Here is a 26,938-nt window from a genome sequence, read left to right on the forward strand (position 1 = left end):
TGCATTCTGCAGGATGGAAGAACCGACCCACGTTGGAGGCAACGTGGGTTTACCGATCATTTTTTATTTTTTCGACATGACAAGAATTCACCCACGGTGAAATGCGAACCGGTCACGCAGAGAACATCGTCCTTCTTCATTTTTTTTAAAGCACTCTGGTAAGCTTCCTTTACTCCAGAAACAGAGCTATATCTCAGCCCTAACTTTCGAGCCGAATCAGCCAGAGAATCAAGCTTGGCTGACCGTTGATAATCAAGTTGAGTCAAAATTATTTCCTTAGCTATTCTGCTCATAATCTGGAGCATCTTTCTGTAATTTTTATCCTCCATCACCCCGAAGATGAAATATATATTTTTATCGTGTAATAACTTTTTCAGAGCAGAAGTCAAATTCCTAATCCCATCCGGGTTATGAGCCACATCTAAAATCACCAGAGGATTTCTGCAGTATACTTCTAATCTTCCTGGCCAGTTTACCTTCTTTAGTCCTGAAAGAATCGCCTTTTTATCAACTTTAAACCCTTGATGAGTAAGATTCTCTATGGCTAAGATTGCGCAGGCAGCATTTCTGACCTGGTGCTCACCTGCTAAGTTGAGTCTTATTCCAGAATAGGTATCTGTTCTGGTCTTAAGATTAAATTTTATTCCTGCAATCGAACTTTCTTTGATCTCCCATTTGCAATCCTTGAAAACCGAAAAGAGCTCTGATTTTTTCTGCCGGCATAATGACTCGATTACCTTAAAAGGCTTTTCTCTTTCAATTGAGGTCACAGTGGGAACGTTATCTTTTATAATCCCTGCTTTTTCCCTGGCGATCTTTTCCAGAGTCCTTCCTAATCTGTCAGTATGTTCCAGACCGATGTTGGTGATTACACTCACTTCAGGTTTCAGAATATTAGTCGAGTCCAGCCTTCCGCCCAAGCCGGTTTCAACAACCGCCAGCTCAATTTTCCTGTCGGCAAAATAGGAGAAGGCTAAGGCTGTAATAACCTCAAAAAAGGTATACTTTTTCTTTAGAATCTCCCCTTTGAAATCTGAGACGAAATCTTTTAAGTAATCTTTTTCTATGAGAGATTCCCCTACCCTGATTCTTTCTCTGAAATCTACAAGATGAGGAGAAGTATAAAGTCCGCAGGAATATCCTGTCTTTCTCAGAATCGAGTAAAGCATCGCACAGCAGGAGCCTTTCCCATTAGTCCCGGCAACATGAATCGAGGTAAACTTGAGATGGGGATTCCCCAACCTTTTCATCAGGGAAAAAGTATTCTCCAGACCCAACTTTATCCCGAACTTTTCCAGACTAAAAAGGAAATCCACTGCTTGCTGATAGTTCATCTTGTATTAAAAGGATAAAAGGTTTATATGGATTCAGCTTGTCTTATTCGGGGGCAAGAGATATTCCAACAGAAGAGAAACCGTCTTCTTCAAATCCTTTCTTTCCACGATCTTATCCAGAAAACCGTGTTCTAAGAAAAACTCGGAGCTCTGGAAACCAGGCGGAAGCTCCTGTCCAATAGTCTGCTGGATCACCCTGGGTCCGGCAAATCCTAAAAGTGCTTTTGGCTCGGCAATTATAACGTCACCCAGGGAGGCATAGCTTGCCATAACCCCGGCCGTAGTGGGGTTGGTGAGAACAGAGATAAACGGAATGTTAGCATCATAGAGTTTAGCCAGAATTCCACTGGTTTTCGCCATCTGCATTAAAGATAGAATCCCCTCCTGCATCCTGGCTCCACCAGAGCAGGATACAATCACCAGAGGTATTTTTCTCTCCAGAGATCTTTCAATGGCTCTTGCCACCTTTTCACCCACTACCGAGCCCATGCTCCCGCCGATGAATCCAAAATCCATCACCCCGAAGCTGACCTCTTTGTTTTCGATTTTACCAATCCCTACGATCACCGCATCGTTCAGCCCGGTTTTCTTACGCGAATCTCTTATCCGGTCCGGATACCTTTTGGAATCTTTAAACTTAAGCGGGTCAGTGGAGATCAGATTATTATCATACTCTTCTAATTTCCCTTGATCCAGCAGAAGCTCGATATAATCTTTGGATTTTATCCTGAAGTGAAAATTGCACCGGTGACACACCCACAGGTTTTTCTCCAACTCTTTCACATAGATGATCTCGCCACAGCTCTCGCATTTAGTCCATAACCCATCCGGGATCTCCTTTTTCTGCTGCGAGACCAGGCCAGTTTTAGGTTTTTTGAACCATTCCATAGATTTATCTCTTAGAGCTTTTTCTCCATTATGATGGCATCTTCTACCGGAAAGCGGTAATAATTTTTCCTTCTGCCGATCTGCTCAAAACCGAATTTCCTGTAAAGCGTCAAAGCGACTGAATTGGATATTCTCACATCCAGGGTCACGCTTTTGCATTTCTGCTTTAATCCCTGCTCGATTATCCATTCCATCAGTCTTTGAGCTATTCCCTGGCGCCGGTGCTCGTTATCTACTGCAATGTTGGCTAGCTGTAGCTCATCCTCGATCTTCCATAAGCAGGTATATCCGACTAATTTCCCGTCTTTCCTTGCCACTGCTGGATAAGTAAAATCTTTATTAAGGTCCTCCAGAAAAGATTCCCTGGTCCAGGGGTCAGAGAAGCTTTCCTTTTCTATCCTGAGGACTTCCTCTAAATCTCCTTCTTTCATCCTTTCAAAGGTCAAATCCTTGAGCTGTTCAGACATTTTTAAACTTCAGCTCCTGCTCAGAGCTTCTCAGATAAAAAGGCTCTAATTTATCTAAGTACTCAAATTGAGAGCGCTTGAATTTTTCCAAGCCCAAAAAAGCTATAGCTGTTCCGCTGGGCAGGTTCCTCTCTCCTTCCAAGAAATGAGCTTTTTCTCCCAAAAGCTTCTTCAGATTCTCCTTGAAAACCTCTAAACCCAGACCTAAGAATATAACCTCCTGTGGAATTTTGGCAACTAGTTTTTCTAAAGTAGTGACCCAGTAGTCTGAGACTCTCTTTATTCCGCCATCTCTGGAATCATAGACTGCTGAGTAGACCTCATTTTTCTTAGCATCCAAGATCGGAACTAAAGGATCTGAGGAAGATCTCTGAAAATATACTAAACCATCTAAAGTAGGCACAGAAATTAGAGGTTTTCCTGAAGCGAAACAAAGTCCTTTGGCAGTAGCCAGTCCAATTCTTAAGCCGGTAAAAGAACCAGGACCTATGGAAATTGCAATCCCATCCAGTTCCTCTAACTTTAAGGAAGCTTCATTTAAAACCCTGTCAATGCTGGGCAGAAGAATCTGGGCATGCGTCTGCCCGGCATTAAATCTAAGCTCAGCTAAAACCCTCTCATCTTCCACAATCCCTAAAGCTAAAAAAGGAGTTGCAGTATCTATGCCTAAGATTTTCATAAGAAGTCAGCTTTGGAAATCCGCAGGTGCTGATTTTGTAGGGGCACGACATGTCGTGCCCCTACACCTGCATCAAAACATATAGAACGAGGCTTTAGCCTCGTGATTCTCCTACAGCATGGAGGTCTGATGACCTCCGCTACATTTTTTGTAGGGGCGGGTTTTAAACCCGCCCCTACGTACTACGTACCTCGAACAGACAGAAATGTCTGTTCTACCAGTCAAAATTCCTCTATCCTTATCTCCCTTTCACTTTCTGATAAAGTCTTCAGATGAATTTCTATCCTTTTCTCCGGCAGGAGCGCAGATGCTTTTTCCGCCCATTCGACAATGCAGACTCCATCCCCGTAAAAATATTCCTCATACCCCAAGTTAATTATTTCAGATAATTTTTCCAAGCGAAAAAGGTCTATATGATAAACCTTGTATTTCCCCTGATATTCGTTGATCAGAACGAAACTCGGGCTTACCACAAAATCTTTTACGCCTAAGCCGGAACAGATTCCCTGGGTAAGGCAGGTCTTACCGCTGCCCAGAGTACCGAATAAGGCAACAACCAGCCCTGGATAAAAACCCTGAGCTATCTTTTCTCCGAGCTTTTTGGTTTCCTCTGGAGATGAGGTTATGATTTTATCCTTAAACAAATTTAATCTATCCGTATCCGGACTTCTATTATATTTTGGGACGAAGGATTGTTACCGGGAGAATCATCTCCTCTAAAGAAATACCCCCGTGCTGAAAACTATTTTTGTACTGCCTCTCGTACTCGCTCTGTTTCGTCGGATAGACGAAATAGTAATCCTCCTTAGCGATGATGTAGGTAGTGCTCATAGTATAAGTAGGAAGTTTGTATCCCTTGGGATCTTTGATCAGGAGAGCATCCTTCTGGTCACAATTGAGGTTATCCCCATATTTATATCTTAAGTTGGTGGAGGTATCCTTCTTGCCATGAGCTACTGTTCCCCTGGTACCCAGAACGCTGCCATGGTCAGTGGTCAAAAGGACTGTGCAGTCCTGCCTGGATAGATACTTCAATATCTCGAAAAGAGAGGAGTGCAAGAACCATGACCTCATCAGGGAACGAAAAGCCCCCTCATCTGGTGCAATCTCTTTGAGGATCTCAGACTCAGACCTTCCGTGAGCTAAGATATCCAGGAAATTGTAAACTATGGAAAGAAGTGAACCGTTTCTGTAAGATGATATCTTCCGGGCTAAATTATCCCCCTCAGCGATATCCAGCACCTTGACATATTTGGGCTCGGTCTTAAAAGTAAGCTTCAACCTTTGCAGCTGGGCGTCCAGGAGCTGTCTTTCATATCTATTCCGGCTGGACTCATCCTCAGTCCCTGCCTTCCAGAGTTCAGGATAATGCTTTGCCACCTCCTCTGGAAAAAGCCCGGAGAAAAGAGCATTCCTGGAATAAGGAGTTGCTGTCGGGAGGATGGAATAGTAGTATTCTCTCTGGAGGTTGAAATACTGGTTCAAAATCGGTTCGATGTAAAGGTACTGGTCCAGCCTCATGCAATCGACCACGATGAAGAAAACCGGTTTTTTCTCCAAAAGCAAAGGATAGAGGTATTTGGGAACGATGTCTACGGACAGCGGAGGGGAGTCTTTCTTCTCGACCCAGTCCACATAATTCCTTTCCACGAATCTGCCGAACTCCAGGTCACATTCTCTTCTCTGAGTGAAATGTGTCTCGGACAAACCTATCTCTTTAAAATCCTCCATCTCCAAGTCCCATTCTGAAAGCAAGCGGTGAATTTCAATCCATTCCCTCCAGCTCACGGGACCAGCTAAAGTTGAGCGGACCCGGTTAAAATCCTCAGCATATTTTTTCGAGAGGTGCTCTTCCCTGATCCTTCTTTTGCCTAATATCTTTTTAGCAGCTGAGAGCACCTGGCTGGGATTAACCGGCTTGGTCAGGTAATCGTCTATCTTTTCCCCGATTGCCTGATCCATCAGATTCTCCTCTTCGTTTTTCGTGATCATAATCACCGGCAGATGAGGATTTTTCTCCTTTATCTCTTCCAGAGTAGTCAATCCATCTTTGCCCGGCATCATCTCATCTAAGAGAACTAAATCGAAATTTTTCTTTCCCACTAAAGCTATGGCATCATCCCCATTCGTAGCTGGCGTTACTTTGTATCCTCTTTCCTCTAAGAAAATAATATGGGATTTTAGATTATCTATCTCATCATCCACCCAGAGAATGCTTTTTATCTCTTCTTTCATCTGCACCTCATTTGTATTTTTCTACGAAGAATATTCCTAAGTCACTTTATTGGTTATGTCAGGTCCTTCGACCTGACACATTTACTGTCTGGAGTAGCTCCAGACAGAACTAAAGAACTAAAAAACTCTCTAATGGCATATTAACATCTAATCTACGCTCTTTTCTCGACCCTTTTTTGACCCCAGGGGAAGGCAGACCTGGAAAGTCGTCTTCTGATTGGGAATGCTTTCCACCAGGCTCAGTTTCCCTTTATGGTACTCTTCTACGATTCTTCTGGCTAAGGAAAGTCCCAGCCCCCAGCCTCTTTTTTTGGTCGTATATCCTGGAGCGAAGATCTTACCCTGTTCTCTGGTCGGAATCCCTCTGCCGTTGTCAGTCACCAGAATGAAAGCATTTTTTCCGCTCTTATCAATGCCAGTGGAGACCTCTATCTTTCCGTTCTGACACTCAACCGCTTCCACGGAATTTTTGAGAAGGTTCTCGATTACCCAGGTTAAAAGCTCGCGGTTCATCTCCAGCTTGAGTGGTTCTCCTAAATGCTCCTCAATTGTTACACCTTCAGGAGTCCTTTCCTTAAAATATCCTACAGTTTCTGTGACTACTTCATTTAACTCAGTCTCTTTCAACTCCGGAAGAGAGCCTATCTGGCTGAAGCGGGAGGCGATTTTTTCAAGCCTCTTAACATCTATTTGCATTTTCTCCAGATAATCCTCCTTTTGACCGGAGCCGGTTTTGAGGAGCTCTATCCAGCCTAAAAGGGATGAAAGCGGGGTTCCCAATTGATGTGCGGTCTCCCTTGCCATCCCCACCCAGATGTACCTTTTCTCGCTCCTCTGCATGTTTCTGAAACTCATAAAACCGATCCCGATAACCACCACCAGGAGTCCTAATTCCAGATAAGGCATAATCCGGAGCTGGGAGATAAGTTCTGAATCCCTATAGTGGAGGAAGTTGATAACTTTCTTTTCCTCTCCATAGTAGATAGGTATGGGCGCTTTATCTTTGTCCATCTTTCTGATCAGTTCTCTTAACTTGAGTTTGGCTTGAACTGTGGTATCATCCCAGGCTATGCTAATTCCTCTCCAGGCTTGCGGCTGCCCATCAGCTGAGGTGACGATTATGGGGAAATTACTTTTCCTTATTACCTCGTCGAAGATCAGATCGATTTCCGCACCGGTGGTTGCCTCAGAAGCTACCAGACTCCAAAGCCTGGCATAAGCTGTTACTACCCTTTTTGAATCTTCCTTCAGCCGGTTGATAACATACTGAGTATAAAAAACATACACCAACGCCAGGATGATTATCCCAAACAAAAGCGCCAGCTTAAAAAAGAGCGAGGAGAACCTCACTCCCGATTCGTATTGGGTATTTCGTATAGAATGGTTATTTTTCTTTTCCATTTTTATATCTTAGATATTATACGCAATTCAGGATGAGTGTCAGGGCAAGCCATAGAAATATAACCCCAGCCGGGTCAATATTCAATCTTTTTTGTCGGAATTCCCAAGGAAAAATCTACTCTCAAATAGGGGTAAACTCTGCATCTGCCCTAAAATTATCTTCATAGATGACCGGTGAGAATTTTCAGTAGGTCAAGCATGGCGAAGCCTGCTTGACAATTAAATACCGAGTTGGGGTATAAAATAGGTTGTCAACCAGTCCCTTGGACATGGTTGACCTACTTATCTGCCCGATGAACTCAAGGCAGTATAAGGGAGGGGACCCTGAAAACGGGATTTCGTCAAGCTCAACCATCCCCTCCGGTACTTGATTCTTTATCCGTTATTCGTCATCCGTCATTCTTCATCTAAGTTATCTCTTTGAGCCCTCCCAGATAAGGTCTCAAAACCTCAGGTACAATGACTGCTCCTTTTTCCGTCTGAAAATTCTCCAGCAAAGCAGCAACTGTCCTGGCTAATGCCACTCCTGAGCCGTTCAGGGTATGGACATATTCCGGTTTCGATTTCGGATCAGGTTTATATTTTATCCCGATCCTTCTGGCTTGAAAAGCCTCATAATTACTACAGGACGACACTTCCAGATATTTTTTTACTCCGGGCGCCCAGGCTTCAATATCATAACATTTAGCTGCGGCAAAGCTGAGATCACCGGTGCACAGAAGTCTCAACCTATACGGAATTTTCAGAAGTTGCAATACTTCCTCTGCATCTGCCACTAACTTCTCATGCTCTTCATAGGAATCCTCAGGTCTTACCAATTTCACCAGCTCCACTTTATCGAACTGGTGGACCCTCAGTATACCACGAGTATCTTTGCCATAGGAGCCTGCTTCTCTTCTGAAACAAGGAGTATAGGCAACATAATAGATGGGAAGCTCCTCTGCTTTGAGGATTTCATCCCGGTGGAGATTGGTAACCGGAACCTCAGCCGTGGGCACTAAGAAAAGGTCATCTTTTTCGCACAGGTACATATCCTCTTCTAATTTAGGCAATTGTCCGGTGCCTGTCATACTGGCTCTGTTTACCATAAAAGGAGTCCATACTTCTTTATATCCATGCTCTTTGGTATGCAGGTCCAGCATAAAATTTATCAGCCCTCTTTCTAAAAGAGCACCCTTGCCAGTGAGCGCATAAAATCCTGAGCCTGAAAGCTTCGCACCTCTTGCCAGGTCCAAAATACCCAGAAGCTCTCCAATCTCCCAATGTGCTCTTGGCTCAAAATCGAATTTAGGTAGCTCCCCCCACTCTTTTACCACTACATTTGAGTTCTCATCAAACCCTACCGGGACAGTGGAATGCGGGATGTTTGGTACCCTTAAAAGCAAATTGTCGATTTTATCTTCTATCTCTTTCAGGGAATTATCTAATGAGGAGATTTTTTCAGAGACCTCCCTCATTTTCTCGATCTCCGCCTGAACATCCTTTTTCTCCTTTTTGAGCGAAGCTATAGCCTGGTTGGAGAGATTTCTCTGGCGTTTTAATTCCTCAACCGAAGAGATAGCTTCCCTTCTCTTCTCATCTAATTTTAGAAGCTCGTCTAAATTTAAGGATTCATTTTTATTCTGAATCGCCTTTTTGACTAACTCTTTATTCTCCCGAATAAATTTCAGGTCAAACATCCTGCCTCCTGGTGAAAAAACCGAAGATCTGGTTTAAGATGATTTTAAAATCTAACCACAGGGAGACCTTCTCCGCATAGAGAAGACCCTCCTCCACTTTTCTTCTTGTCATATTTTCGGAAAAAGCTGAAGTTTCTTTTCTCCCCTGGCTCAGGCTGAAAATTCCCGGCTTTAAGTCCACCCTTTTATAGTAGTCCGGAAGCTCTGAGGAATAACTATTGGACCTTTCCTCCTCCGGCTGTGGTCCGACAAAACTCATCTCCCCTTTTAAGACGTTGAGCAGAACCGGAAGCTTTTCGATCCTGGAGCGTTTTAGGAATTTACCCAGTTTATTTTGAGAATCCGTAGGACCGGAGTTAAAAGTATAAAGCTGAAAAAGTTTTCCTCCTTTTCCTAAAAAACTTTTCTTCAGCAGAATTCCACCTGGGTAGTTCAAGGAGATTAGAAATGAAACTAAAAACCAGATCGGACTGGTAAGCATAATCAAAAACAACGAGAACAAAAAATCGAGAACCCGTTTCATGTCCGATTCCCAGGTCCTTAACTGGGTGGGATAGATTTTCAACCAGGGACCTTTATAGAATTTAATCTTTTTCAGGCCATTGAAGACCTGGCCCTGTTCTTGTGCTACCACTAAATCGATTTCGGTCTGTAAAAAATTCGAGAGGATCTGAGCAACTGAGTCCCCGCAATCTTGTCCTAAAGCTAAAATCGCCACCTCAGCCTTGATCTTCCTCAGAGTCTCATCCAGATCTTCTAAAAATCCTAAGACTTCTAAATCTCCTGGATATTCTCTATTTTCAGAAACAAATCCCAAGACCTTAAATCCAGGATTCGACTCGGTATTGAATGAATTTTTCAACTTCAGTGCATCTTCTCCGGTCCCTAAAATCAAGGTCTTCCTTAATCCTATCCCTCTGGTAAAAAGAGCTCGTTCCCATAAAATGAAAACCGTCCTGAAAAATAGAAGCAGCAAAATTAAGCTTAAAGAATAAAGGAGCACGAACCACAAGGAGATGAATTTGATGGAGAGGATCGAAAAAATAATTATCCCCAGTACAACTCCCTTAATTATCTTTTTCCATTCCTCTTTCAGGGGAAGCTGTGATCTGAATTCATATAATCCTAAAAATGCAAAAAGCACCAGCCAGTAGAGTGTGACCCAGATGGCAGGCACCAGATATTCGGAAAGCGGGATAACTAACCGGGTGCTGAAAAAACCCGATTCAAATCTAAGCCAGTAGAAGAAAAGGAAAGCCAGATTGACTGCAATGCTATCCAGAAGTATCAAGAAAAGCTTTTCTCCTGCCCGGACAAAATTGCGATGAAGATGAGCACCCAGGATAGCTAAAAGAAGCCCGGCGCAGACCACGATAAGCAGTTTCCAGGATGATTCAAAAAAGAAAAATATCAGAAGTCCGGTTATCCCCAGTCCCAGGCTGATCAGATAGATGGAGCCCAGGGTCTTCTTCGCGTGAAAACCTAAATTCATCAGCCGATGAGATGAATGGTCCTTACCTCCCTTATAGATTTTTCTCCCTTCCTTAGCCCGGGTAAATGTAACCAGGGAGATATCGAAAATCGGATAACTCAAGACCAGCATCGGCACCAGAAGCTGGTTGAAGGAGCTATTTCTTTTGGCAAATAGAACTCCCAAAGCAGAAAGGATAAATCCGTTGAACATACTCCCCGCATCCCCTAAAAAAATTTTTGCCGGCGGGAAATTGTAGAGCAAAAACCCTGATAGCGCTCCTATAAGAGCTAGACAAATTATTCCCAGGGAAACCTGACCGGTTAAAATAAAAATCACCGCAAAGGCTGCCGCCGCTAAAACTGAAATGCCACTACACAGTCCATCCATATTATCCAGAAAATTGAAAGCATTCATTAACCCGACCATCCAGAGGAAGAAAAGCAGATCCCCTAACAATCCAAAATTTAACTTGCCAAAGCTCTGGCTTACCAGGAGAAAGATGAATGCGGCAACTATCTGCCCGAAAAATTTAATTCCCGGCCGCATCCCAAACTTATCATCCCACAACCCCAGCCCTAATACAAGTAATCCACCGAGCAAGACTCCGGAAAGCTCATAGCTCCAATGCATACCATAAAAAAAACTCAAAAGGACTCCGCCTAAGAACCCTAAGAAAACCGAGGCGCCCCCCAAAAGAGGAGTAGGATGGGAGTGAATCTTTCTGGGATCAGGGTAGTCCAGGAAATTCTTTTTAAAAGCAAACTTTATGAAAAAAGGGGTAAGGGCTAAGACTAAAAGTAAAGATACACCAAAGACAAATATATATAACATTTCAAAATCTACTCCCGGTAATTGGCTATTATCCTTTCTATGCTTGTCTCTAAGCTTACCCTGGGTTTATACCCTATCAGATGGTTCAACTTGGCAATATCCGGAACTCTCCGTTTCATATCCTCAAACCCTTTTTCAAAGGCTTTCTCATAAGGGATATACACGATCTTGGATTTGCTATTGCTCATCTTTCTGATCAGCATAGCTAACTGCCCGATGGTTATTTCTCTTCCATTTCCTACGTTGAAGACCTCGCCCACCGCCTTAGGGTGTTCGGATAGCCCGATTAAAGCCGATACCACGTCAGAGACATAGGTGAAACTCCGGCTTTGTTTTCCATCCCCATACACGGTAATTGGATGACCCAGTAGTGCCTGTTGAACGAATGAGGGCACCACCATGCCATATCGTCCGGTTTGACGTGGACCAATAGTATTGAATAATCTGGCTACTACAATCGGAAGCTTTTTTTCATGAAAATAGGCTAAAGATAAGAACTCATCTATCGCCTTGGAGCAGGCATAGCTCCAACGGCTCTTGGTAGTTGGACCATACACGCTGTCGTCATCTTCCCTAAAAGGAACTTTGCTATTTTTCCCATAGACCTCAGAGGTGGAGGTAAGGATCACCTTTCTCTTGAATTTATTTGCCGCCCGAAGAACTATCTCGGTCCCCAGGATGTTGGTTTCTATGGTATCGACTGGCTTCTCGATGATCAGTCTCACGCCTACTGCAGCTGCCAGGTGAAAGATCACTTCACACTTGGAGGCAAGATCTTCCATCAGCTTTTCTTCCAGGATAGTCTCGATGGTGATGTGAAACCGCGGATTAGCCGCTAAATGTTTTATGTTCTCCAGCCGGCCAGTGGAGAGGTTGTCGATGACATAAACCTCCTCCCCCCTGCGCAGAAGCTCCTCCGCCAGATGCGACCCGATAAACCCGGCACCCCCAGTGATTAATACTCTCATGAAACCTCTACCCTTAGAAAGTTCTGCCCACATCAGAATCTGCTGAGACCTCTCTTCGCGACTAAATCCTCATATAATTCTTCAATATCTGAAACCAGTCTTGTATAATTTAATGCTGGATAGACCTTTTTCCTACCATTTTCTCCAAATTTTAGACCTTCTTGTGGATTCCTTAACAGATATAACATCCCCTGGGCTAAGTTTTTCGAATCCTGCTTGGGCACAAGAATACCTGTAACCCGGTTCTCCACCAGATCTCTTACCCCTCCAACTTCAGTAGCAACCACAGCTTTTTTTGCTGTTAAAGCTTCAATTATGCTAACTGGGAGTCCTTCATTTAGGGAAGAGAGGACCACAATATCTAAGTCCGCATAAATATCGGTAAGATTCTTTCTGAAACCGCAGAAAATAACTTTATCCTTGATTCCCAAATCTGTGACTAAATCCATTAGTTTTTTTCTCAGCTCTCCATCGCCAACAACAATAAATTTGGCAGAAGGGAAATCTTGACTGACGAGTTTAGCCGCTTCCAGGAAGTAAATATGCCCTTTTATCGGAACAAGCCTGGCCACTATTCCAATTAAAGGAATACCCTCATCTAAATTCAATTCCTTACGAAAAATCCCTTTTTTCTTTTCAGAATTTAAAAAAGGCTCAAGTTCCAAACCCAGAGGAATACAGCTTATTCTGCCTGGATTACAGATCTTGTATTTCAAAAGCGCTTGTTTCTGAGAATGACTTATAGCAATCACCTTACTGCTTAAAGAGGCGAGCAACCTCTCAATATTTAAAAATAACTTGCTCTTCAAAGAACTAAAATATCCCTCAAAAATATTTCCGTGAAATGTATGCACGACTATGGGAACTCCAGCTAACCTGGCTGCAAATCTGCCCAGGGTTCCAGCTTTAGCAGTATGAGTATGAACGATATCTGGTTTTTCCCTTCTAATTATCCGATATAACTTCCACAAAGCAATCAGGTCTTTTCTCAAGGATATTTCCCGGCTTAATTCTTTGACGTAGATCAGCTCAATCTTCTTACTCTTAGCCAGCTCATCCATATCCCCCTCATCTTTTCCTTCACTTCCTTTTACCAGGATGCTTTCAAACCTGTTATGATCCAGGTGTGAAGTCAAAAGAATGGTGTGAAAGGCTGGCCCGCCGATATTCTGCCTGGTTATTATTCTTAAAACTTTGATTCTTTTCATAAGCAAAAGATTTTCCAAGAAACAACATCTATTAATCAAAAATTCTCTTTGACCTGTTTAAACCACAGCTCCAGAAGCAATAGAGCCCAAATCTGAGGTCCATAATCCATTCTTTTAGACTGATGCTCCTCTATCATTCTTTTTATCTCTCTCCGCTCTAAAAAGCTACCAAGCTGGCTATCAGAGGATAAAAGCAGGTCAAAACTCATCTCTTTCAAGTCCTTTCTTAACCAATCCTCAATCGGGAAGGCGAACCCGTGTTTAGGTTTTCTGATGATCTCTTCAGGAAGCTCGGCTCGAGCCAGCAGTTTAAGGATATACTTGGTTTCTTTACCTTTCAGTTTCAAGGAAGAAGGAAGCTGTGAAGCAAATTCAATCAACTCTTTATCTAAGAAAGGAACTCGTCCCTCTAAGCTCCAGGCCATAGTCATCCGGTCTTCCTTGACTAAAAGGTCATCTGTCAAATAGGTATGAAAATCTACAAAGAGAAGCTGATTTAAGCGTTCTTCAGTTTTCATCTTATCAAAATAACTTAAGAAAGGATTTTCGATTTTAATTGCTCCTTTAAAAATCTTTTTTATCTCCTCTGGTTGAAAGATCGACATTATTTTAAAATATCGTTCTTCTTCCTGAGAATCAAGAGTAATAAAGAATTTTTTTAATAGGAGAAGATACTCCCCTATTCTGGTCTTTCTGGAGAAGTTAAAATTTTTAAGAACAGGAGCAAAAATTTTACTTAAAAAGCAATAAGCCAAGTTCCCCAGAGGAAGAGGATAATATCTTCTATACCCAGCAAAAATATCATCTCCCCCTGTGCCGGTCAAGACCACTTTAACCTGTTCTCTGGCTTTCATGCTGATATAGTAGGTTGGCAGAACAGAGGAATCAGCCATGGGTTCATCTAAAAAATAAACGATACGCGGGAGATCATCCTTAATCTCAGGTTTTATTATAAACTCATGATGAAGCGTATTGAATCTTTCGGCAATCACTCTGGCTGAAGGCCTTTCATCGTAATAACCCATCCCCTCATATCCTACCGTGAAAGTTGAAATAGGTGCAGAAGATACCTCTGAAGCAAAAGCCACTACTAAACTTGAATCTAAACCTCCGCTTAACAAAACACCTATCGGCACATCTGATACCAGCTGCCTTTTGATAACTTTCCTCCATAAATCCCTTAACCTCTCAACCTGTTCTTCCCGGGAAATCTCCTTTTGATCATGTTTATAGTTTAAAGTCCAATAAGGTATGTTTTTAATCGATGAAGAACTTACCCGAAGCATATGTCCCGGGGATAATTTTTTGATACCTTTTAAAATGGTCTCAGGCTGAGGGACGTATCCTAAAGAAAGATAAGCTAAAAGGCCTTCCGGGCTTATCTGTGTAAAGATTCCGGGGTAAGCCAGAAGTGATTTTATTTCAGAGGCAAAGATAAATTTTTCCTTGTCTGAGTAATAGAAAAGTGGCTTTATACCCGCATGATCGCGAGCTAAGATCAATTTTTTTTCTTCCGAATCATACAGGGCAAATGCAAAAATCCCATTTAGCTTATTAACGAAATCTAAAGGGTTTTCCTCATATAAATGAACTATAGTCTCAGTATCAGACCTGGTTCTGAAATTATGTCCTTTTAAAACCAGCTCTTGCCGTATTTCAGAAAAATTATAGATCTCACCATTGTAAACAATGACTTTGGTTTTATCCTCATTAAAAATTGGCTGGGAACCGGTCTCTAAGTCAATTATCGAAAGCCTTCGGATACCCAAGCCCAGGCTTCCATTGAGGTAGAAGCCCTCTTCATCCGGACCCCGATGAACCAGCCGCGAGGTCATCCGGCTCAAAATCCCCTTTTCAACCTGCCTGTCAGGTGAAAAATAGAGTATCCCACAGATCCCGCACATAGCCGTTATTGCCTTTCAATTGCTTTATTCAAGACTTTAATAAAAACCGGAGCCCAGACGTCCAAGGCATATTTACTTTCTACGGTTTTACGTCCCCGAACTCCTATTCTCCTTCTCAGGTCTTGATCTTTTATTAAGGTTTGGATTTTCTCAAACCATTCCTCAGGAGAGGAAGCTAAAAATCCGTTCTCGCCATCTTTGATAATCTCTTTGTTCATTTCCACAGGTGAGCAGACAGCGGGAATTCCCATGCTCATATAGAGCAGAAGTTTAAAAGCGCATTTGCCTCTAGTCCACGCATTATCCGGCATAGGCATTAAACCTATATCAAAGGAACCTAGCTCTTCAATCTCCTCTTCCAATTTCCAGGCACGACATTCTGTGCCAGGCAATTGCTTTTCATATCTCTCCGCTCCTACTAATCTGATGACCAAACCTGAATTCTCCTTTTTTAATTTCTGGAAAACGTCTTTTAATTCTAAAAGATATTCTGCCGTGCTGTGGCTTCCAATCCAACCTACTACAATTCCATTTTTCTTATGTGAAGAATTAAATGGTTTGTATTTTTCTGTATCTATAGGGGTGGGAATCACGGTTATGTTTTTGTTAAATTGTTCAGCATATTCATTCAGATAATTGTTTCCTACTATCACCTGCTGTGAAAGACTGATAATCCTGGCAACTTTTCCTGGATTCTTTAAAAAAGATATGGCTCGGTTAGCCTCGCTTCTTTCCCCTAAAAAAATTGCATCGTCGAAATCATAAACTAAGGGTTTGCTAAAAAGTTTAGATGACAATATTTCAAAAAAAGGGGGACCAAAAGGAAAAGCCTCCCGGTGAACGAAAACCAGGTCATATTTGGATGTACTGAGAAGGTCAATTATTCTTTTCAGGAAACTCTTGATAAAAAAATAAATTTTAAGCCAGCATCTATTAGGCTCGTAAAGTATGCGGTAAAATTCAGAGGAGACAAAAGGGCGTACTGAATAATCAATCCCTGCTGCAGACAAATAAGGCAAATACTGCTCTACCCTGAACCTGTTGCTCTGCCCCTCTTTGGGATATGGCACCCAGAAAAGTATTCTCACCTTGGATTTACTTGAAACTTTTTCTTACAGTTAAATAAAATGACTCTGTGAAAAGACTCTACTTTCAGTTCAGATTAGACAGAATAGCCTCTTCAAACTCCTTAGCTGATTCCTTAAGGTCAAATTTTTTTATAAAGTTTGCTCCAGTTAGGGCTAACTTTAGGCGTAGAGGCTGATTCTCTATTAATTTAATAATCTTCTCGGCCATATCTTCTGGATCTCCAACTTTTGTTAGCAGTCCTATCTCCTGATCTTTCACAAACTCTTCTGCTCCCTTATTCCTTGTGCTTATGAGCGCACATCCACAGGCCATAGCCTCAGCCGCAGGCAATCCCCAGCCTTCAGACCAGCTTGGATTTATGAAGATACTACAACTGTTGTAAATATCTACAAGCTGAGAGGGCGACGGGTTTCTCCGATATTCAATCCAGAAAGGTATTTCTGAGTTTCGTGAACATACACTGAAGAAGATAGCTTGAAGCTGAGGAAATCTTTCCTTTACATTTTTTAATGCTTCGATCCCGTCCTTAGAGCCCTTCCACTCATAAATTGAATAACACATTCCTATTTTTATAGGAAGCCGATCTTCAACTGGCCTAATAATTTTAAAAAAATCAAAATCTAAACCATTTGGTATACAAGCTATTGGTTCTTCGTTCATACTTTTAAGCATCTTTTCAAGCCAGATTGAAACCACAATCTTTTTAAGAGGAAGCTTAAAGGTAGCATTTACTTTTACATCTTCCGTATCCCAGTTTTCATACCCTTGAATAAAGTAAAATTTAGTTCCTTTATCTGGGCTTAATCTGTTTACGTTCTCAGCAGTTGACCAAGCCGTAGCTATGACAGCATCAGCTGAAGGGATATTACTATCATCGAGATCAAGCACCACTGTACTTTCTACTTCCGGAGAGAGTTTGAACCAACCTGGCTCAGCTTTTCTACTAAGGAAGGTCTTTGACCAGAATGCCAATCTTAAAAGTTTCTTCCATATATTCATATTCCCCCTGTCGAACCTGAGCGTATGAACTATGCGAACTTTATGCCCCTTATCTACTAAGCAATTAGCATAACTATATACCATCTTAAAACCACCTACCGGAAACCTTGCCCAGCCAGGCAATACAAATGTGATCCTCATAGACTTTTTTTGAACCAAATCTTAAAAAATTATAGCTTTCAGAGCTTCTTGATAAGCTTTCAGCTTTGCCTTTTTCCTTTCTAAAGAGCTATCCTTATCGAATCTAAGCTTAATATAAGCCAGGCGAGTTAATAGGTCAATAAGCATAACTATTCTTATTAAAAAGTTTCCTAACTTACTATAATACTTTCTTCCGAAGTAAGTTCTTCTGACATATGAATGAAAAAGCCGAACGTAAAAAGATTCCGCATCCTCTAAAGAGCTTCCGCCCACTATATGGACGATCTTTGCCTGGGGAAAATAGATCACCTTCCATCCTTTTCTTTGGGCTCTCCAGCAAAAGTCCACATCTTCAGAGAAAAGAAAAAGGTTCTCATCAAAGAGACCTATTTCATCCAGAACCCTTTTCCTGACCAAAAGGCAGGCTCCCGTTACCCAGAATACTTCAAATGGGTCTTCGCTTTCTTTGATCAACTTATCATAAAGACGATCAGTCCAATACTCTGGCAAAATCCTTTCCAATTTCATATAAGGAACAATATCTAGTATTTCTCTCAAAACTGTTCGCCGAGGGAAGGCAGTTCTTTGTTCCTTTTGCTTCTCATCGAGGATCTTACAGCCCAAGATGCCCACCTCTGGGTTTTCTTCCAGAAATCTTATCATCTCCTTTAGACTTGAATCTAGAATCTCAGTGTCAGGATTCAAAAGTAGGATATATTCACTGCTTATCTCCCTTAAAGCCCGATTACAAGCCTTCGAGAAACCTAAATTCACTGAATTGGCTATTAGCCTTACCTTAGGGAAGTTCTCCTTAATTTTCTGCGGACTATTATCATTTGAAGCATTATCCACCACTATAACCTCAAAATCAATATCCTCTACTTTCTCATAAATAGAAGAAAGGCACCGGAGCAAGAAAAATGAAGCTTTGTAATTGACTATAATTATCGAAAGTCTATAAGTATTCTGGATGTGATGTAAATCTGAACTGTATGAATCCATCTGCGGTTACTCGGCTTTTGGTTTAAAAACGTTGAGCAGACCTAAAAAAAAGAGAAATTCAATTCCGCTTACTCGGTAAAACCACTCCCCGGCATAAAAAGAGGAGATGAAAACGAAGAGGACAATCCCCAGAAGTGCAAAAGTTATGCTCGTATCCTGAGGGGTTAAAGATAATTTAAACTTTGCCCAGCCAATTTTTAAGACGGAAAAGAAAAAATAGAATAAAGCCAAAATTCCCAAAATGCCAGCAGAGGAAAGATAATATAGGACTATGTTATGAGGGTCTAATCCATATATATAAAAAACTAAGGGGGAAAATCTAAGTTCCGGAAAAACCTGGGATAGATTGTAGAACTGGCCTAAGCCAATTCCCAGAACTGGATTGTGCAGAAAAGACTTCACAGCCAAACTCCAAAGGTACAAACGTATCTCAGTAGTTTCCACATATCTACCTGGCAAGTAATAGAGTCCATGATGCACTCTCTTTAAAAGCTCAGGGTAACTCAAAAATAAGACCGCCATCACCAGCAAAACCAAAGACAACGAAACCAAAACCCTTTGCTTGGAGAATAAAAAACCCACACTTCCAGCTTTCTTAAGAGCAATGAAACTTAGAAGTAGATAAATTAGAACAAAACTTATCATGGCACCTCTGGTCTGAGTAACAAAAAGCCCTCCCAGGAGAAGAAGAAAAATTAAGCCATAGGTCAGCCTTTTTTTGGGCAAAGGCTCAAAAAGATAAAACGAATAAGAGATTATGAGTCCTCCTATAATAAGATCTGCAACGTTTGGCCCACCAAGTCCGAAAGCTCTTACCTTGCCTGACGCATGCCAGAATTGAAATATACTATAGATGGTGTGCAGGGAAGCCAGACCCAAAAAGAAGTTTAAAAACCTATGAACCTCCCCTGAATCTATACCCCAGCTCACCAAGTAGAAGATTACAAAAACCTGCAGATGCCAGATATAAACTCTAATTCCGCTGCTGAAATCAACCGTATTTACCAGAGAAAGTCCAAGGATAACAAGAAAGAGATAAATAGGTTTATCCAATGGGGTTCCCCTGAAAATCAGTGACCTGGAAGTCAAGAAATACCCTAAAAAAGAAAACACTAAAATTAGACTAATCAAATCAATCGGCACAAAAAACTTACCCATAAAATAAATGTCATATCTTATAAATAAGCTGATTAATAATAAATATACACTCAACTTGTAATTTAAAAGCAGTACAAAGGAAATCCCTATGACCAACGGTAAAAACAAATAGATGGACCCTCTCAAAGCAGAAAGAAATACAAGCAAGATTATGGCAAGATCTATTATGAAAATCGTTAGTAACTGTTTTCTTGATAAATTAAAATCAAATCTCTCAATCCAGGTTCTCATTTTATTCTCGTTTTAATAAAATAGCCGGCAGTGAAAAACCTTTTAAGACCACCCAGGGTCATAAGATTTCCTATCTTGTTTATGAATCTAGGAGGGATATGATGTATCAACTCTTTAATCTCCAAACCAGACCCTTGAAATAAATCAATCAAACTTTTTCTGGTGAAAAACCTTAGATGAGTTCTGTCCAGAATCCCTGCATCCACGTACTCCCACTTATCTAAAAAGATCATATCTTTTAATATCTCCCAGTAAGTTATATTAGGTATGCTGGCAATCACAAAACCAGAAGAGGATAGGTATCTCTTCAGTTTTCTCAAGGTACCCCATGGGTCAGAAAGATGCTCAAGCACATCGCCAAATATTATATAATCAAAATACCTATCGGGATAGGGAAGAGATATCACCTGAATGTCTCCAACTATGACCTTATCTAATCTTTCTTTAGCCTTTAAGGCTGCAGGTTCAAATATCTCTACTCCTATGACCTCTTTAGCCTTACCAGTCCTCTTCAACTCGGAACCGGTAAAACCCTCCCCACACCCAACATCCAAAATCTTATTGCCATTACCCTCAATCATTTGGATCAAGTCATGTCTTATAAGACCATAATAGTTATTGTTTTTTTCTTTATAGATATCCTCTTTATTCATGCGGAGCCCTTATGATTTGCTTTAGCCATATAACATCTTCTCTATGAATCCCTCGAAGAATGATCATGGCTCCTAAATAAACAGCCATTCCTATGAACACTTTAATTAGAAGGTTCCCAGAAAGAGAATATAGAACCAGACCCATAAGAGAGGAAGAACCAAGTACTTTTAAAAGATCGATCCAGGGAATGGATTTCACTATTCTTCCTGAATAAAAGAGAATTAATCCCAGAGTGACTACCTCACATACTATGGTTGCAATGCTTGCGCCCAACATACTATATTTTGGTATAAGTATTAGGTTTAAGGTTAAATTGACCACAGCGCCAATTAAAACGCTGTACATATATTCTTTCTGTCTATCGCTTGCCAGCAAACAAAATGCAAAGGAGCAATTGAAATAAACCGTAAAAACGCTCCAGATTAAGATTTGAAGCGGCAGTATGCTAGACTGATAAGCTGACCCGTAAACAAATCGAATGATTTGGTCACTCAAGATCGTTCCACCTACAGCAATAGGAAGTCCAAAAAAAATAGTCAGTCGTGAAAATTGAAGCACAAATTTCCGAAACTGGTCTAAAGACTCCTTATAGCATCTCGAAAGTACTGGGAATACCGCGGTTCCAAACAGAGAAGCGAAACCGACAAATACCAGAACTATCTTATAAGCTGCATTATACCAACCTACCACCGTTACCCCCTTCATAAAACCCAGCATAATGGTATCTAAATTATAATATATCTGGATCACTACTAAGGAAAACCCCATAGGCAGTGATTGTTTGAAGATTTCTTTCCAGGCTGAAGGATTCAAACTCAGTTTAAATGATCCATTGAGCTTGAAAAATAAAAGAGCCAAAAGGCATAAAGAGAAAAAAGCTGCGATAACTTTTATCAGTGGAACTTGGAAGACATAAGAGCTATTTTTCACAACTATAAAAATGCCTCCAACATAAAGCAGTTGATTCATCAGCTGTCCCAAGGCTATAAATTCCATTCGCTCAATACCTTGAAAAAACCAATTAAGGGTAAATGAAAAGGTGAAAATACTTAACCCATATATAAGGATGAGCTGTTTAATGTCCCAGGGTTTATTTATAAGTAAAACGAAGATAACCAGTAATCCATAAGCCAGAAGAGATAAAAAAAATCTTATGCTAAGCACATTGTTGACTATTTCCTTAATTTTCTCTTGCCCTTTTGCAATTTCCCGAACACCCCATAGATCCAGACCTTGATTTACTAGTAAAACAAAATATATGATTATGGCTTGAGCAAATTCTATCTTTCCAAAACCTTCTACAGTCAGTACCCGCGCTAAATATATGACACTTATAAAGCCTAAAGCTTTAGTGATAAGATCCGCACCTAGTAAAAAAGAAAAATTTCTTAGAATTTTTTTAGAAGTAGTCAATGGGAAAGGTTCAGGTCTTCTAAATCTATTTATTGAAAATCGGTTTATGTGCTTATAGACTTTTTTATCTTCTCTATTACAAAATCTTGTTCCTCTCTTTTTAGCTCCGGATAAATTGGAATCGAGAGGACCTCCTGGGCTTTTTTCTCTGCATTTGGAAGATCGCCTTTTTTGTACCCTAAATCCTCAAAACATTTCTGCAGATGTAAAGGGAGCGGGTAGTAAGTATCAAAGCCTATCTGATTTTGAGCTAAATGCTCTTTCAGTTTTTCCCGGTCTTTGACTGCAATGGTATACTGGTTATAAATATGATAATTGAAACTTTCCACCCTGGGCGTAATCAGGTCCATCTCCTTAAAGGCACGGTCATAGTAAGCTGCGTTTTCCCGTCTCTTTTCATGCCAGGAATCCAGATATTTAAGCTTAACCTTCAAGATTGCTGCCTGCAGAGTGTCTAATCTGCTATTATATCCGACTATTGAATGAACATATTTGGTTTGGGAACCATGTACTCTCAAAAGTCTTAATTTTTCTGCTAAATCTGGATCATTGGTTACCACCATTCCACCATCCCCTGCCCCACCTAAATTCTTTGAAGGGTAGAAACTAAAACACCCAGCATCCCCTATTGAGCCAGCTTTTTTTCCTTTATACATTGCGCCGATGGACTGGGCGGCATCCTCGATTACTTTTATCTTATGCCTTTTTGCTAAAGCTAAGATCGGGTCCATATCTGCACTCTGCCCGAAAAGATGAACCGGCATAATTGCCTTGGTCTTTTTGGTGATCCTTTTCTCGATTTGATCTGGATCTATATTATATGTGAAAGGATCAATATCTACAAAAACCGGCTTGGCTTTCAGGTTGGCGATCACACCGGCTGAGGCGAAAAAGGAAAAAGTCGAAGTAATAACCTCGTCCCCTGGCTCAACCCCACAAGCTCTTAGAGACAAAAGCAGGGCATCTGTGCCTGAGGCAACTCCGATAGCATATTTGGTCTCGCAGTACCGGGCGATTTGTTCCTCCAAAGTCTTTACCTCTGGTCCCAGTATGAACTGGGTATGATTCAACACTTCAGAGATCGCTTGATCGATTTCTTTTCTAATAGAGGCATACTCCCTTTTCAGGTCCAGAAACGGGACTTTCATTTTCTCCTCCAGATTTTTCTATTGATTTTCCAAAAGCTGATCTTCGGGCACGTCTTTCATAACTTTCGCAGGAGATCCCAGGACTATCTTTTTGGAAGGGGTATCTTTGGTGACCACTGCACCTGCAGCCACCTGTGAATCTTCTCCAATCACCTTGCCCGGAAGGATGGTAGCATTAAGCCCGATTCTGCCGCCCTTCTTGACAGTCACTCCCTTGTAATGCTTGAACCTTTCCTTGCTTCTCCCCATATAGTTATCATTACTGGTAGCCACACACGGTGCGATAAAACAGTAATCCTCCAATTCGGAATAAGCTGTTATGTAGACATTGGTCTCCAGTTTGCAATAGGAGCCAATCTTGCATAAATTCTCAATGGCTGCCCCTCTTCCTATTATGGTGAAATCTCCAATTGTTACATTCTCCCTGACTGTGGACAGGTCAGCTACCAACACCTTTTTTCCAAGAGTTGCGCCCCGGTATATGACTACTGAGGTTCCGATTATAGAGTTATCCCCTATTTTCGCTGGAGGAAGCTCCTGCTCTTTAGTAGTAGCACTCCTTGCAGCTTTCATCGGATTCTTGCCAATTACAGTATTATCATCAATCCTCACATAATCACCTATTTCAGTTCCCGGATAAACTGTCACATTGTTCCCAATTACACATTCCTTACCGATCTGGACTTCTTCCCAGATCACCGTGTACCAGCCGACTTTTGTCTTTTCACCCAATTCAGCCTTGGGATCTATATAGTTTTGCATCCTTACTCCTGGTCATCTTGCAGGGCAAACCTTTAGGTTTGCTTTTTTTCGTAGTGCGACCCTTTCAGGGTCGCTATCGCTCCACCAGAGGCGGAGCCCTATGGTTTTACTTTTTGCGTCTCCCGTCTCTCATCTTACGTCTTACTTTTTACTCCTGATTTTTGCTCTTTCTAAAATTCAGTATGTTCTTTAAGCTCGCTAAGTCCTTCCTTACTAAGGAGATCATCTCTTCCATCTTTCTATAATCCTCCGGCTGTTTTCTCTTAGTCCTTTCAATATATTCCAGGCTAAAAGAAAAAATTACACTTAAAAACAAGCTAACTATTCCAGCTATTAATACCATGACTGCCCGTTTGGGTTTGTATTTAGTCTCCGGCGGCGAAGCTTTGTCCAGCACCTGAACCGTGGGAGTGTCCTTGGTTTCCTCAATTTTATATTGCTCATACTGCTGGGTCAAAAGCTCAAACAGCTTCTCCTGGATTTTGACCTCGCGCGTAAGACGAGCCAGCTCTAAGCTTAAAGAGGGAACCTGTGAAAAAGTGACACCCAGGACATTCTTGTCTTTGGTGTTTTCAGAACCGGATTCCAACATGCCCAGTTGCCTTTTAATCTCATTTATCCTGGATTTCAACTGCTGGATCTGCGGATGATCAGGCGACATATTTTTGCCCAGCACGTTCATCTGGATCTCCGCCGAGGTCATCTCGGCTTTTAATTCTGCTGCTGCCTGAACAGCGGCTTTCATCTGCTCGTCAAGGACTATAGCCTTATTCCTCTCCTGATAACTCCTTAGACTATCCTCAGCCGCCTTCAGATTCGTCTGGGTCTGGCTCAGTCTTTCCTCAATGAAGATTCTGGCGTTCTTGGCCTTTGAGGTGCTGGTCATCCTGTTTACCCGATCCAGTTCTTCTACCAAGAGGTTAGCCACCCGTGCAGCCCGGTCTTTATTTTTATCCTCGAATTCAATTGAGATAATCCCCTCACTTTCCACTTTCACCTGAAGATGGGAAAAGAATTCCATCAGACCATCCTCCATCCTGCTTACCCCGTAAACTTTTAGGAGGTTTTCCTGCTGGACCACCGGTTCCACTACTGCCCGACTCTTAAGTATCGCCGCGAAAACATCAGATGGGGTCGCGGTCATCGGAAGGCTTAACCCGCTTAATGTAGAGAATTCACCTAATAGTGAACTGCTAATCCCCACTCCCAGACTGCCTTTTTCCGGAGGTAAAAGGGTAGTTTTAGCCCGGTACCAGTTAGGCAGAAAAAGGGAGAGCAGGCCAACTGTAAAACAAATAAAAATGAAATTGAAAAAAATGAACCGTCTGTATTTGACTAAAACGGCAAGATAACTGTAGAGATTTATATTCTCCAGTTCTGTGGAGGTAGATTCAGGATTATTTGATTTTTCTTCTACCATTTATTTTTTAAAAAAGCTTATTTGGTGGCATTATTTATGACCAAATAAAGAGTGGCTGCACTGCTTATCACTGTTATCACATCTTTAAAAGTACTCAAGAAGCTTTTCTCTGACTTTTCTGGTACCCAGATAACGTCTCCTGGCTCTATACTCCTGTCAGGCTTTTTCCACTCTCCGGTTGTACTCTTGATTAATTTAACTTTCCCCGTACTTGCTCTCCACGAAAAGCCACCTGCTTTTTTGATATAATAACTATAATCCTTCCCTGGCTCATAACTCAAAAAACCGGGGTTAACAACGCTGCCGGTAACCTTTACCGCCAGATTTTTCCTTGGAATAAAGACCTCATCCTTATCTATTAACAGAATATTTTCCTCCGGATCTCCACCCTTAAAAAGCTTAACAAAATCTATTGAGGCCCTGCCTGGTCTTTCTCTGGACTTGGTCTTGAAATATTCATACTCGTAGCTTTTCATATCCGCAACCGGGATTTTTTTCAACCTCTCATATTCCAGATCAGGTTTTTCAGGAATATATTCTCTGATCATCTCTGCTTCTTCTAAGGAAGCCTCTTCTGTAAATCCACCAGCCAGGCTGATTAAATCTAAAAGTCTCGTCTTCCCCTCCTCAATTGCATAAACCCCGGGATAAAGAACCTCTCCATTAATGTTGACCTGTTTTTTCTCCTTGAAATCAGGGGTAGAACGGATAAAAAACCTGTCACCCGGGATCAGAGGTATGTTTTTCCCCCGGTTACCGGCAATGAAAAGCGGAGTTAAATCTTCTTTGAAGGTTTGAGTATTCTTATTGTCGGAAGCAAACCTGACTATCTCGGTTTTGGATAAATCAGCATCCGGCTCCAACCCTCCGGCTAAGTTTATCAAATCTAACAAGCTATCATCTTCAGAATATTCATATTCCCCTGGGTCTTTAACCGCTCCATAAATCCCATAATACATAGCAATGTCCTTTAAAGGAACATAGATGATGTCACCATCCAGGACATAAGGGTTCCGTTCATTATCCCCAGTTTTTAAAAATCTCAGGATATCTATCTTCTTCTGCGACCCATCGTTCCTCTTGAGGATTATGTTCCTGGTAGTAGAGTTAGGCAGTACCCTTCCTGCCCTCTGGATTATCTCTGAAACCCGTTCATTAGCATAAGCCGAATAAACTCCGGGACTTACGACTGCACCGGTTACCGAGACTTTGAACTTTCTTAAATTAAGCAAACTGACAGTGATCTCGATATTTCTATACTTTTTTAAAACTTCTTCCTTAACTCCGGATTTAACCTCCTCCAGAGTTTTCCCGGAAACCAGAAGACTTCCGACCCGGGGGATAAGAATTTCTCCCTCTGGAGTGACTTTCAAATTGTAGGTAGTCTGGAACTCATCCCAGAGCACAATGGAAAGAACGTCTCCTGGTCCGATTACGTATTCCTTTGGGTCAATAGCCTGCTCTAAAGTTTGCTCCCCTGCTGGAAGCTCTGTCTGTCTGGAAATAAGCGTATCCCGGTTAAAGGTTTCCATCCGATATTGAGCAAAGGTAATCGAATAGATGCTCGTTAGAAGTAAAAGACTCAAAATCAATTTTGCTCTCATTTTTTGTCCTTAAAGTCTCAATTTTTATTTAAGAAAACCCTTTTATAAAAAAACCGAGTTTGTTAGGACAGGTTCTCCTATTTGCAACCCGGTGAAAAAATAATATTATCATTTCCCTCAAGTTAAAGAGTTATGCCCTAATAATCTTGGGTCTGTAAATTCCGATTAAACCGTTTCCTATTTTAAAATCTCTAAAAACTATAACTCTTTAACAAATATACTCTAAGCCTTGCCTCCTGAAAAGAGTAA

At 41.4% G+C, this 26,938-nt stretch carries 22 protein-coding genes; all 22 read right to left on the reverse strand.

Going from position 1 to position 26,938, the window contains the following annotated elements:
• Positions 1 to 56: 56 nt before the first annotated feature.
• Positions 57 to 1,334, reverse strand: coding sequence for a bifunctional folylpolyglutamate synthase/dihydrofolate synthase (locus MUP17_06030; protein ID MCJ7458531.1), 1,278 nt, complete (start codon positions 1,332 to 1,334; stop codon positions 57 to 59).
• A gap of 33 nt (positions 1,335 to 1,367) precedes the next feature.
• Positions 1,368 to 2,222 (reverse strand): acetyl-CoA carboxylase, carboxyltransferase subunit beta, encoded by an 855-nt coding sequence (gene accD, locus MUP17_06035; GenBank protein MCJ7458532.1) that lies wholly within the window; start codon positions 2,220 to 2,222, stop codon positions 1,368 to 1,370.
• A gap of 11 nt (positions 2,223 to 2,233) precedes the next feature.
• Positions 2,234 to 2,689 carry a ribosomal protein S18-alanine N-acetyltransferase gene (gene rimI, locus MUP17_06040; protein MCJ7458533.1) on the reverse strand — a complete coding sequence of 152 codons (456 nt, stop codon included), beginning with the start codon at positions 2,687 to 2,689 and terminating at the stop codon, positions 2,234 to 2,236.
• Positions 2,682 to 3,368 (reverse strand): tRNA (adenosine(37)-N6)-threonylcarbamoyltransferase complex dimerization subunit type 1 TsaB, encoded by a 687-nt coding sequence (gene tsaB / locus MUP17_06045; GenBank protein ID MCJ7458534.1) that lies wholly within the window; start codon positions 3,366 to 3,368, stop codon positions 2,682 to 2,684. The genes rimI and tsaB overlap by 8 nt, the downstream gene beginning before the upstream one ends.
• A 221-nt stretch (positions 3,369 to 3,589) precedes the next feature.
• Positions 3,590 to 4,012: a tRNA (adenosine(37)-N6)-threonylcarbamoyltransferase complex ATPase subunit type 1 TsaE gene (gene tsaE / locus MUP17_06050; GenBank protein ID MCJ7458535.1), complete on the reverse strand. Its 423-nt coding sequence runs from the start codon at positions 4,010 to 4,012 to the stop codon at positions 3,590 to 3,592.
• Between the two features lie 28 nt (positions 4,013 to 4,040).
• Positions 4,041 to 5,603 carry a bifunctional response regulator/alkaline phosphatase family protein gene (locus MUP17_06055; protein MCJ7458536.1) on the reverse strand — a complete coding sequence of 521 codons (1,563 nt, stop codon included), beginning with the start codon at positions 5,601 to 5,603 and terminating at the stop codon, positions 4,041 to 4,043.
• A 147-nt stretch (positions 5,604 to 5,750) separates the two neighbouring features.
• Entirely contained in the window at positions 5,751 to 7,004 is a 1,254-nt protein-coding gene (locus MUP17_06060) for a HAMP domain-containing histidine kinase (GenBank protein MCJ7458537.1), read from the reverse strand.
• 407 nt (positions 7,005 to 7,411) lie between these two features.
• Complete coding sequence (gene serS, locus MUP17_06065; GenBank protein ID MCJ7458538.1) at positions 7,412 to 8,683, reverse strand: serine--tRNA ligase; 1,272 nt, start codon at positions 8,681 to 8,683, stop codon at positions 7,412 to 7,414.
• On the reverse strand, positions 8,676 to 10,988 hold the full coding sequence (locus MUP17_06070; GenBank protein ID MCJ7458539.1) for a sugar transferase: 2,313 nt from the start codon (positions 10,986 to 10,988) through the stop codon (positions 8,676 to 8,678). The genes serS and MUP17_06070 overlap by 8 nt, the downstream gene beginning before the upstream one ends.
• 8 nt (positions 10,989 to 10,996) lie before the next feature.
• A complete protein-coding gene (locus MUP17_06075) occupies positions 10,997 to 11,956 on the reverse strand; it encodes a GDP-mannose 4,6-dehydratase (protein ID MCJ7458540.1) in 960 nt (319 codons plus the stop codon).
• 32 nt (positions 11,957 to 11,988) lie between these two features.
• Positions 11,989 to 13,164: a glycosyltransferase family 4 protein gene (locus MUP17_06080; protein MCJ7458541.1), complete on the reverse strand. Its 1,176-nt coding sequence runs from the start codon at positions 13,162 to 13,164 to the stop codon at positions 11,989 to 11,991.
• Between the two features lie 35 nt (positions 13,165 to 13,199).
• Positions 13,200 to 15,068: an asparagine synthase (glutamine-hydrolyzing) gene (gene asnB / locus MUP17_06085; GenBank protein MCJ7458542.1), complete on the reverse strand. Its 1,869-nt coding sequence runs from the start codon at positions 15,066 to 15,068 to the stop codon at positions 13,200 to 13,202.
• Between the two features lie 5 nt (positions 15,069 to 15,073).
• Positions 15,074 to 16,156, reverse strand: a complete 1,083-nt coding sequence (locus MUP17_06090; protein ID MCJ7458543.1) for a glycosyltransferase family 4 protein — start codon at positions 16,154 to 16,156, stop codon at positions 15,074 to 15,076.
• 64 nt (positions 16,157 to 16,220) lie between these two features.
• Positions 16,221 to 17,297 (reverse strand): glycosyltransferase family 4 protein, encoded by a 1,077-nt coding sequence (locus MUP17_06095; protein ID MCJ7458544.1) that lies wholly within the window; start codon positions 17,295 to 17,297, stop codon positions 16,221 to 16,223.
• Between the two features lie 21 nt (positions 17,298 to 17,318).
• Complete coding sequence (locus MUP17_06100) at positions 17,319 to 18,299, reverse strand: glycosyltransferase family 2 protein (protein MCJ7458545.1); 981 nt, start codon at positions 18,297 to 18,299, stop codon at positions 17,319 to 17,321.
• 6 nt (positions 18,300 to 18,305) lie between these two features.
• Entirely contained in the window at positions 18,306 to 19,688 is a 1,383-nt protein-coding gene (locus MUP17_06105) for an O-antigen ligase family protein (GenBank protein ID MCJ7458546.1), read from the reverse strand.
• Positions 19,685 to 20,341: a class I SAM-dependent methyltransferase gene (locus MUP17_06110; GenBank protein MCJ7458547.1), complete on the reverse strand. Its 657-nt coding sequence runs from the start codon at positions 20,339 to 20,341 to the stop codon at positions 19,685 to 19,687. Before MUP17_06110 ends, MUP17_06105 begins: the two co-directional genes overlap by 4 nt.
• Positions 20,334 to 21,755 carry a flippase gene (locus MUP17_06115; protein ID MCJ7458548.1) on the reverse strand — a complete coding sequence of 474 codons (1,422 nt, stop codon included), beginning with the start codon at positions 21,753 to 21,755 and terminating at the stop codon, positions 20,334 to 20,336. Before MUP17_06115 ends, MUP17_06110 begins: the two co-directional genes overlap by 8 nt.
• A 44-nt stretch (positions 21,756 to 21,799) precedes the next feature.
• Positions 21,800 to 22,903 carry a DegT/DnrJ/EryC1/StrS family aminotransferase gene (locus MUP17_06120; protein ID MCJ7458549.1) on the reverse strand — a complete coding sequence of 368 codons (1,104 nt, stop codon included), beginning with the start codon at positions 22,901 to 22,903 and terminating at the stop codon, positions 21,800 to 21,802.
• An 18-nt stretch (positions 22,904 to 22,921) separates the two neighbouring features.
• Positions 22,922 to 23,665, reverse strand: a complete 744-nt coding sequence (locus MUP17_06125) for an N-acetyltransferase (GenBank protein MCJ7458550.1) — start codon at positions 23,663 to 23,665, stop codon at positions 22,922 to 22,924.
• Between the two features lie 148 nt (positions 23,666 to 23,813).
• A complete protein-coding gene (locus MUP17_06130; protein ID MCJ7458551.1) occupies positions 23,814 to 25,085 on the reverse strand; it encodes a Wzz/FepE/Etk N-terminal domain-containing protein in 1,272 nt (423 codons plus the stop codon).
• A gap of 17 nt (positions 25,086 to 25,102) precedes the next feature.
• The gene (locus MUP17_06135; protein MCJ7458552.1) at positions 25,103 to 26,689 is read right to left on the reverse strand and encodes an SLBB domain-containing protein; all 1,587 of its coding nucleotides are present in this window, start codon (positions 26,687 to 26,689) and stop codon (positions 25,103 to 25,105) included.
• Positions 26,690 to 26,938: the final 249 nt, after the last annotated feature.

Source organism: Candidatus Zixiibacteriota bacterium, from assembly GCA_022865345.1.
GTDB lineage: Bacteria > Zixibacteria > MSB-5A5 > MSB-5A5 > RBG-16-43-9 > RBG-16-43-9.

What these genes read in the sequence shown, in the direction of transcription:
- MUP17_06130 (MCJ7458551.1), bottom strand. Translation starts at nt 25,085, where the DNA reads ATGGTAGAAGAAAAATCAAATAATCCTGAATCTACCTCCACAGAACTG.
- MUP17_06105 (MCJ7458546.1), bottom strand. Translation starts at nt 19,688, where the DNA reads ATGAGAACCTGGATTGAGAGATTTGATTTTAATTTATCAAGAAAACAG.
- MUP17_06070 (MCJ7458539.1), bottom strand. Translation starts at nt 10,988, where the DNA reads ATGTTATATATATTTGTCTTTGGTGTATCTTTACTTTTAGTCTTAGCC.
- MUP17_06030 (MCJ7458531.1), bottom strand. Translation starts at nt 1,334, where the DNA reads ATGAACTATCAGCAAGCAGTGGATTTCCTTTTTAGTCTGGAAAAGTTC.
- MUP17_06110 (MCJ7458547.1), bottom strand. Translation starts at nt 20,341, where the DNA reads ATGAATAAAGAGGATATCTATAAAGAAAAAAACAATAACTATTATGGT.
- tsaB (MCJ7458534.1), bottom strand. Translation starts at nt 3,368, where the DNA reads ATGAAAATCTTAGGCATAGATACTGCAACTCCTTTTTTAGCTTTAGGG.
- MUP17_06080 (MCJ7458541.1), bottom strand. Translation starts at nt 13,164, where the DNA reads ATGAAAAGAATCAAAGTTTTAAGAATAATAACCAGGCAGAATATCGGC.
- MUP17_06100 (MCJ7458545.1), bottom strand. Translation starts at nt 18,299, where the DNA reads ATGGATTCATACAGTTCAGATTTACATCACATCCAGAATACTTATAGA.
- MUP17_06055 (MCJ7458536.1), bottom strand. Translation starts at nt 5,603, where the DNA reads ATGAAAGAAGAGATAAAAAGCATTCTCTGGGTGGATGATGAGATAGAT.
- accD (MCJ7458532.1), bottom strand. Translation starts at nt 2,222, where the DNA reads ATGGAATGGTTCAAAAAACCTAAAACTGGCCTGGTCTCGCAGCAGAAA.
- MUP17_06060 (MCJ7458537.1), bottom strand. Translation starts at nt 7,004, where the DNA reads ATGGAAAAGAAAAATAACCATTCTATACGAAATACCCAATACGAATCG.
- MUP17_06120 (MCJ7458549.1), bottom strand. Translation starts at nt 22,903, where the DNA reads ATGAAAGTCCCGTTTCTGGACCTGAAAAGGGAGTATGCCTCTATTAGA.
- rimI (MCJ7458533.1), bottom strand. Translation starts at nt 2,689, where the DNA reads ATGTCTGAACAGCTCAAGGATTTGACCTTTGAAAGGATGAAAGAAGGA.
- serS (MCJ7458538.1), bottom strand. Translation starts at nt 8,683, where the DNA reads ATGTTTGACCTGAAATTTATTCGGGAGAATAAAGAGTTAGTCAAAAAG.
- MUP17_06095 (MCJ7458544.1), bottom strand. Translation starts at nt 17,297, where the DNA reads ATGAGGATCACATTTGTATTGCCTGGCTGGGCAAGGTTTCCGGTAGGT.
- MUP17_06075 (MCJ7458540.1), bottom strand. Translation starts at nt 11,956, where the DNA reads ATGAGAGTATTAATCACTGGGGGTGCCGGGTTTATCGGGTCGCATCTG.
- asnB (MCJ7458542.1), bottom strand. Translation starts at nt 15,068, where the DNA reads ATGTGCGGGATCTGTGGGATACTCTATTTTTCACCTGACAGGCAGGTT.
- MUP17_06135 (MCJ7458552.1), bottom strand. Translation starts at nt 26,689, where the DNA reads ATGAGAGCAAAATTGATTTTGAGTCTTTTACTTCTAACGAGCATCTAT.
- MUP17_06125 (MCJ7458550.1), bottom strand. Translation starts at nt 23,665, where the DNA reads ATGCAAAACTATATAGATCCCAAGGCTGAATTGGGTGAAAAGACAAAA.